5 protein-coding genes are annotated in these 6,936 nt (G+C 74.4%); 3 read left to right on the forward strand and 2 right to left on the reverse strand.

Annotated features, from left to right (window positions below; translation table 11 throughout):
- Entirely contained in the window at positions 1 to 603 is a 603-nt protein-coding gene (locus HP550_RS05735) for a sulfite oxidase-like oxidoreductase (protein WP_175346627.1), read from the forward strand.
- A 59-nt stretch (positions 604 to 662) separates the two neighbouring features.
- A complete protein-coding gene (locus HP550_RS05740; RefSeq protein WP_175346658.1) occupies positions 663 to 1,409 on the forward strand; it encodes a ferredoxin reductase in 747 nt (248 codons plus the stop codon).
- Between the two features lie 3 nt (positions 1,410 to 1,412).
- Here HP550_RS05740 and HP550_RS05745 read toward each other — a convergent pair whose 3' ends face one another.
- Positions 1,413 to 4,097 (reverse strand): phosphoenolpyruvate carboxylase, encoded by a 2,685-nt coding sequence (locus HP550_RS05745; RefSeq protein ID WP_425484420.1) that lies wholly within the window; start codon positions 4,095 to 4,097, stop codon positions 1,413 to 1,415.
- A gap of 95 nt (positions 4,098 to 4,192) precedes the next feature.
- Between HP550_RS05745 and HP550_RS22935 the strand changes: the two genes are divergently transcribed.
- On the forward strand, positions 4,193 to 5,203 hold the full coding sequence (locus tag HP550_RS22935; RefSeq protein ID WP_175346628.1) for a ketopantoate reductase family protein: 1,011 nt from the start codon (positions 4,193 to 4,195) through the stop codon (positions 5,201 to 5,203).
- Here HP550_RS22935 and HP550_RS05755 read toward each other — a convergent pair.
- Complete coding sequence (locus HP550_RS05755; RefSeq protein WP_175346629.1) at positions 5,200 to 6,936, reverse strand: hypothetical protein; 1,737 nt, start codon at positions 6,934 to 6,936, stop codon at positions 5,200 to 5,202. The genes HP550_RS22935 and HP550_RS05755 overlap by 4 nt on opposite strands.

A 6,936-nucleotide genomic window follows, 5' to 3' on the forward strand; every position in this document is an offset into this window, starting at 1 on the left:
ATGGCGATCATCTCCCGCGGGTTCCGCGGCAAGCGCGAGTCCGACCCCCGCCTCCCGCCGGGCCAGTACCTCGAGCGCGGGTTCCCCGTGCTGTCGGCCGGGCCGACGCCGCGCGCGGACCTGTCCACCTGGACGTTCTCGATCACCGGCGGCGGATCCACGCGGGCGACGTGGAGCTGGTCCGAGCTCACGCACCTGCCGCACGACGACATCGTCAAGGACATCCACTGCGTCACCAAGTGGACCAAGCTCGACTCCGCCTGGCGCGGGATCTCCCTGGACACGCTGCTCGACGGCGTCGAGATCGCCCCCGAGGAGCAGTTCGCGCTGGCGCACTGCGACGGCGGGTACACCACGAACGTGCCGCTGGCGGACCTGCGCGGCGGCAAGGCGTGGATCGCCTACCAGTACGACGGTGCTCCGCTGCCCCCCGAGCACGGTGGCCCCGCGCGGCTGCTCATCCCCCATCTGTACTTCTGGAAGTCGGCGAAGTGGGTGCGCAGCCTCGACCTGTTGACCGAGGACAGCTGGGGCTTCTGGGAGCGGCTGGGGTATCACGCCTACGGGGACCCCTGGAAGGAGCAGCGGTACTGGGGGGACTGAGCGTGGCTGCCCCCGCGGGGGACGACTCCCCCGCCGCTGAGCTGTACGCCCTCCCCTGGATGGTCGGCACGCTGCTCGCCCGCACCGCCGAGACGCCGACCGCCATGACGCTGGAGCTCGACGTGCCCGGCTGGCGCGGCGCGCTCGCCGGTCAGCACGTCGACGTCCGCCTGACCGCCGAGGACGGGTACTCGACGCAGCGGTCCTACTCGCTGGCCTCCCCCGGGACCATGGGACTGCCCGGCGTCCCGCCCGACCCGGCCGGTCACGACTCCCGCATCGCGCTCACCGTCCAGGTGGTCGACGACGGAGAGGTGTCCCCATACCTGACCGAGGACCTCCAGGTGGGCGACCAGGTCGAGCTCCGCGGTCCTGTCGGGCACTGGTTCGTCTGGCACCCCACCGACCCGCACCCCGTGCAGCTGATCGGCGGCGGCTCGGGGCTGGTGCCCCTCATGTCGATGCTGCGCACGCGCCGGCTCGCCCGCAGCGTGGCGCCGTTCCGGCTGGTCGTCTCCGTCCGCACGCCGCAGGACGCGATCTACGCCGACGAGCTGGAGCAGCTGGGCGCCGACGTGCAGATCAGCCGGGTGTGGACGCGCCGCGGACCCGAGGGGTGGCCCGGCCGCGTGGGACGGGTCGACCACGGGCTGCTGGAGGCGGTGTGCTTCCCGCCCGACCAGCGCGCGCACGTGTTCGTGTGCGGCCCGACACCGTTCGTCGAGACCGTGGCCGACGCGCTGGTCGACCTCGGGCACGACCCGGAGCGGATCCGCACGGAGCGGTTCGGACCGACAGGCCCGTGACTCTCAGCCGGTGTTCTGCAGGCCGGCCGCGACGCCGTTGACGGTGAGCAGCAGCAGGCGGCGCAGATCGTCCGCCTGCTCGGGGGCGTCGCCCGTGCGCAGGCCGCGCAGCGCGCGCAGCTGGAGCAGGGACAGCGCGTCGACGTAGGGGCTGCGCAGCTGGACGGCGCGGCCGAGGATCCGGCGGCGGGACAGGATCGCCTCGCTGTCCGTGATGGCCAGCACCCACCGACGGGTGAGGGCCATCTCGTCCAGCACCTGCTGCGCCAGGTCGTCCCGGTCGCCGAGCGCCAGGTACCGCTCCGCGATCCGCTGGTCGGTCTTGGCCAGCGACATCTCGACGTTGTCGATCATGGTGGCGAACAACGGCCACTGCGCGTAGGCCGTGCGGAGCTCGTCGAGGTCGCCCACCGTGTCCAGCGCCGTGCCCAGGCCGTACCAGCCGGCCAGGTTGATGCGGGCCTGCGACCAGGAGAACACCCACGGGATCGCGCGCAGGTCGTCGAGCGACTCCACCGAGAGGCCTCGGCGTGCCGGGCGGGAGCCGATCGGCAGCATGCCGACCTCCTCCAGCGGCGTGACCTCTGCGAACCACTGCGGGAACCCCTGCGACTTCACCAGCTCGTGGAACCGGACCCGCGACGTCTCGTCGAGCTGCGCGGCCAGCGCCGCGAACCGCTCGGTGGCCGCGGCGTTGTGGCGCTCGACCGAGGGCGCGCCGGCCAGCAGCGTCGCCGCGGCCACCTGCTCGATGTGCCGGGCCGCGATGACGGGGTCGCCGTACCGGGCGAAGATGACCTCGCCCTGCTCGGTGAGCTTGAACCGGCCGTCGACCGACCCCGGGGGCTGCGCCAGGAGCGCACGGTTGGCGGGGCCGCCCCCGCGCCCGAGCGCGCCGCCGCGGCCGTGGAACAGGGTGAGCACGATCTCGTTGCGTCGCGCCCACTCCGTGATCCGTCGCTGCGCGGTGTCCAGCGTGAGGGTGGCGGAGACGGGGCCGACGTCCTTGGAGGAGTCCGAGTAGCCGAGCATGACCTCGACACGGCGCCCGTTCTCCGCGAGCCGGCGCTGCACCTGCGGGAGCAGGAGCGCGCCCTCGAGGATGTCGACGCTGGCCTCCAGGTCCGCGAACGTCTCGAACAGCGGGACCGCGTCGATGATCGGCGCGTCCATGCCCGCGAAGGCGATCTCCGCCAGCTCGTAGACGGCCGCGAGGTGCTCGGCCGACTGCGTGAACGAGATGATGTACCGGCGGGCGGCCAGCACTCCGTAGCGCCGCTGGACGGCCCCGATGGCGCGGAACGTGTCGATGACCTCGACCGTGCGGGGCTCGAGGGTGCCGTCGATGCCGTTCGCGCGCAGGTCCGCGAGCGCACCCTCGTGCACCTGCGAGTGCTGTCGCACCTCGAGCTCGGCCAGGTGGAACCCGAACGTCTGCACCTGCCAGATCAGCCGCTGCAGGTCGCCGTACGCCGCCCGGTTGGCGCCGGCCTCGGCGAGCGAGCGCTGCACCACGGCGAGGTCGGCCTCGAGCTCCGGCGCGGCGCCGTACGCGAGGTCCGCGTTCCGGGTCCGGGTCGCCGCGATGCGCTCCGCCAGGAAGTACACGACCCGGCGGTGCGGCTCGTTCGGGGCGTCGCCCGCGATGCGCGCCGCCAGCGTCGCGGACAGGCCGCGCTGCTTCTGCCACAGCGCGCTGAGCTCGTGCGAGGCGGGGGTTCCGGAGCCGTCGAGGGTGAGCCCGTGGGCCGACTTGCGGGCCGAGGACTCCAACTCGAGCAGCGCGTGCTCGGACGCCATCGCCGCGGCCTCCTCGGTGATCTGCGCCGTGACGTTGGGGTTGCCGTCCCGGTCGCCGCCGATCCATGTGCCCAGCCGCGCGAACGGTCGCACGGCGGGTGCCGTGGTGCCCGCGGCGTCGGCCAGCAGCCAGTCGTCGAGGCGCCGGTAGACGGCCGGCAGCACGTCGGCCAGGGTCGCCTCGAACACGTTGATCACGGTGCGGACCTCGTCGAGCACCGACGGCTTGGCCTCGCGAAGGGGGGCCGTGCGCCAGAGCGTGTCGATCTCGCTGAGCAGGCGCCGGTCGTTCTCCGCGAGCGACATCCCGCCGACGTACCGCAGGTCACGCTCGGCCACCAGCTCGGCGATCCGGCGGATGGCACCGGAGACCGCCCGCCGACGCGCCTCGGTCGGGTGCGCGGTGAACACGGGCCGGAACTCGAGCTCCGCGAGCCGCTGCCGTGCGACGTCCTCGCCCACCTCGTCGGCCAGCTGCGCCACCGCGGCCGGCAGCGAGTCGTCGGGCGCCAGGTGGTGCGGCAGGAGGCTGGCCTCGCGCTCGCGCAGGACGCGGACGCGGTGGTACTCCTCCGCGGTGTTGGCCAGGTGGAAGTAGCAGGTGAACGCCCGCGCCACCTGCTCGGCACGCGACAGGGTGAAGCCGGCGACGAGCTCCTCGGCCTGCGCCAGCGCCTCCGCGTCGGGGCCGTTGTGGGCGCGGATCGCCAGCTCGCGCAGCGCCTCCACGTCGGCGAGCAGGTCCTCCCCTCCCGCCTCGCGCAGCACCCGCCCGAGGAACTCGCCCAGCACACGGACGTCGTTGCGCAGCGGCTCCGGGATCTCGTGGCTCGCGGGGCTCTGGGCAGAGCTCTGGACGGCGTCGCTCGGGGGAAGAGGTGCAGTCACGGGCCAAAACTAGGGCACGTACCGCGATGGGTGCCCGTTCGTCCAGGCGATGGGCAGTGTGACGTACCCGATGCCCGACTCCGTACGGTGGGCCGGTGCGTCACATCATCATCGGGACAGGTGCGGTCGGCGGGGTCATCGGAGGGCTGCTCGCGAGCGTCGGGACGGACGTCGTGCTGGTCGCTCGCGGGCCCCAGCTCGCGGCCCTGCGCGCCTCCGGGCTGGAGGTGACGACCGTGGCAGGGACGGTGCGCGTGCGGCCCGCGCTCGCCGCCGGTCCCGACGACGTCGACCTGCGCCCGGACGACGTCCTGGTGCTCGCCGTGAAGAGCCAGGACACCGCGGACGCGCTCGACGCCTGGGCGGACCGACCGGTCGCGGGCGGGGGGACGGCCGCCGAGCGGCTCGCGGTGGTCTGCGCGCAGAACGGCGTCGACAACGAGCGGGCGGCGCTGCGCCGGTTCGCCCACGTCGTCGCCATGTGCGTCTGGCTGCCGGCCACCTACCTCGAACCCGGCCGCGTGTCGGCCGGCGGCACCCCGGTGCCCGGCGTCCTCACGGTCGGCCACGCGGCGACCCCGCCCGCCGACGGCCCCGCCCTGCTCACCGCCTACGCCCGTGACCTCGTCGACGCCGGCTTCCGCGCACCCGTGGCCACGGACGTCATGGCCTGGAAGTACACGAAGCTGCTGACCAACCTCGCCAACGCGGTCGAGGCGCTCTGCGGTCCGCTGCGCGACGACGACACCCTCGAGCTCGCCGCCCGCGCCGACGCCGAGGGCCGCGCGGTCCTGCGCGCCGCCGGCCTGGTGGCCCTCGACGACGCGGTGCACGACGCGGCCCGCGCCGGTTTCCGCGTCGAGGCGCTGGCGGGCCAGGAGCGCGGCGGCGGGTCGTCGTGGCAGTCCCTGGCGCGCGGGACGGGGTCGATCGAGTCGGACTACCTCAACGGCGAGATCGTCCTGCTGGGCCGGCTGCACGGCGTACCGACCCCGGTGAACGCGCTCCTCCAGCGCCGGGCGCGAGCGGCGGCAGCCACCGGACGACCACCGGGCGCCGTCGCGGCCCGCGACCTCCTGGCCGCCGCGGCCGGCCGAGAGACCTAGTCGACGAGGTAGTCGTACCGCACGCCGCTGGGGGGCAGGCCGGTGCTCACCCTCGTCCGGTGCGCGGCCCAGACGTGCAGCGACCCGTCCACCCAGCGTGCCGACTGGTAGGTCCGTTGCACGACGAGACCCCCGCTGGGCACCTCCTCCTCAGGGATGAGCAGGGCGCCGTCGGGTCCGCCGCCCAGCAGCCGGGTCACGCTGCTGACGACGTGCCTGCCGCCGGACACGTCGAGCACCGACCCGCGGGCGAGCGCCACCTGCTCGGTGCCCTCCACGCGCACCGGGAGCAGCGGGATCCAGTGGGGCGGCGGTGCCTGGGCCAGGTGGTAGTCGGGCGCGACGTCGGGGTCGCCGGGCGGGTCGGGCGGCCGCGCGGAACTCAGCTCGACGCCCACCTGGAGCGGTGACTCCCTGCTCTGCTCGACGGCCCAGCCGAGGTTGGCCTGCTCGTCCCGGGCGAGCACCACCTGCTCCACGACCGGGCCGACCACCGGTTGGGCGAGCCGAGGGGCCAGGTACAGCAGGTTGGTCAGCCCGACGCCCTCCGACCCGTCGCTGGAGGGACTGGAGTGCTGGAAGAGCCCCCACCGGCTGGGCGTGTTCAGCCGGTGGTCGCCGTGCGGTCGCAGCAGCGTCCGGGTGCCGAACGTGTCCGTGACCACCAGCGACGTCGACGACACCACGTGACCGACGGGCAGCTCCACCCCGATGACGAACCAGTCGTTCCCGTAGCCGGACAGGGTCTCGATCAGGAGCACCTGTCCGAGGTCCGTCTCGGCGGGCTGGAGCGCGGCGAGGTTCAGCCGTCCGTCCTCGAGCTCCCAGAACCGGCGGGCCGGCAGACCGGGGGCTGTCACGGGCGCGGGCATGACCGTCCGCGTGACCGGCCGACCGACCTCCGTGGCCGTGGTCCCCAGGTTCACGTCCCCGTTGGCGTCGAGCTCGTACCAGTCGAGGGTGTCGCTGTCGTAGCGGTGGGCGGTCAGGGTCAGCTCGCTGCCCGGCTCGGCTGGCCTCCGGGTGGAGATCGACGCCGTGTGCTCGAACCGGGTGGGCTGCCAGCTCGTGGCGACGGGATCGGCGTCGGCGAACAGGGCCGTGACGAGCCGGAGCCAGTCGGCGCCCGCAGCGCGGAGCTCGGCCCGGTCGGCCTGGGCGACCTCGACCCCGAGGCGCAGCAGGTCGCGGCCCCGCAGCTCGCCCCGGAGCCGTCTCCCGTCGACGCTGCGGCCGGCGTGCAGCCGCGCGTACGCGGCCGTCGCGGGGTCGAGTCCCGCGAGCACGTCGGGCGTGGGCTCCGGCACGGCGAACGCACGCACGACGTCGGGGCCGTAGTCGCGGGAGGTGGTCTGCTGGGCCAGGACGCGCAGGAACAGCCGGCCCGTGTCGACGGCGAGGCGCAGGCCCTCGGCGGACTCGGTGGTCTCCGGGAGCGGGGTGCCCGCGCGCTCGACGAGCGTCTCGAGCGGGGCCGCCATCGCGTCGAACCGCGGCGCCTGCGTCCTGGTGCCGGGCGGGACGGGTCCGGCCACGAACCGCGTCGGTCGCGCGGCCTCGCCCCGCCAGCGCGCCAGCACCGGGGTGCCGCCGTCGTGCCCGGCGAACTCCCCGACCTGCCACTGCCGGGCCAGCAGCCAGAGCGGGTCGTGCACGGGCGCGGTGGCACCGTCGGTGACGTCGGGGCGCAGCGGGTCGGGCTCCAGCCGCGAGAACGTGGTGACCGAGGCCAT

Origin of the sequence: Cellulomonas humilata, from assembly GCF_013359775.1 — a bacterium.
GTDB classification, from domain to species: domain Bacteria; phylum Actinomycetota; class Actinomycetes; order Actinomycetales; family Cellulomonadaceae; genus Cellulomonas; species Cellulomonas humilata.

Bases quoted from the DNA above. Each gene is read 5' to 3' on its own strand.
- HP550_RS05755 (WP_175346629.1), bottom strand. From the start codon at position 6,936: ATGGCCTCGGTCACCACGTTCTCGCGGCTGGAGCCCGACCCGCTGCGC.
- HP550_RS05735 (WP_175346627.1), top strand. From the start codon at position 1: ATGGCGATCATCTCCCGCGGGTTCCGCGGCAAGCGCGAGTCCGACCCC.
- HP550_RS05740 (WP_175346658.1), top strand. From the start codon at position 663: ATGGTCGGCACGCTGCTCGCCCGCACCGCCGAGACGCCGACCGCCATG.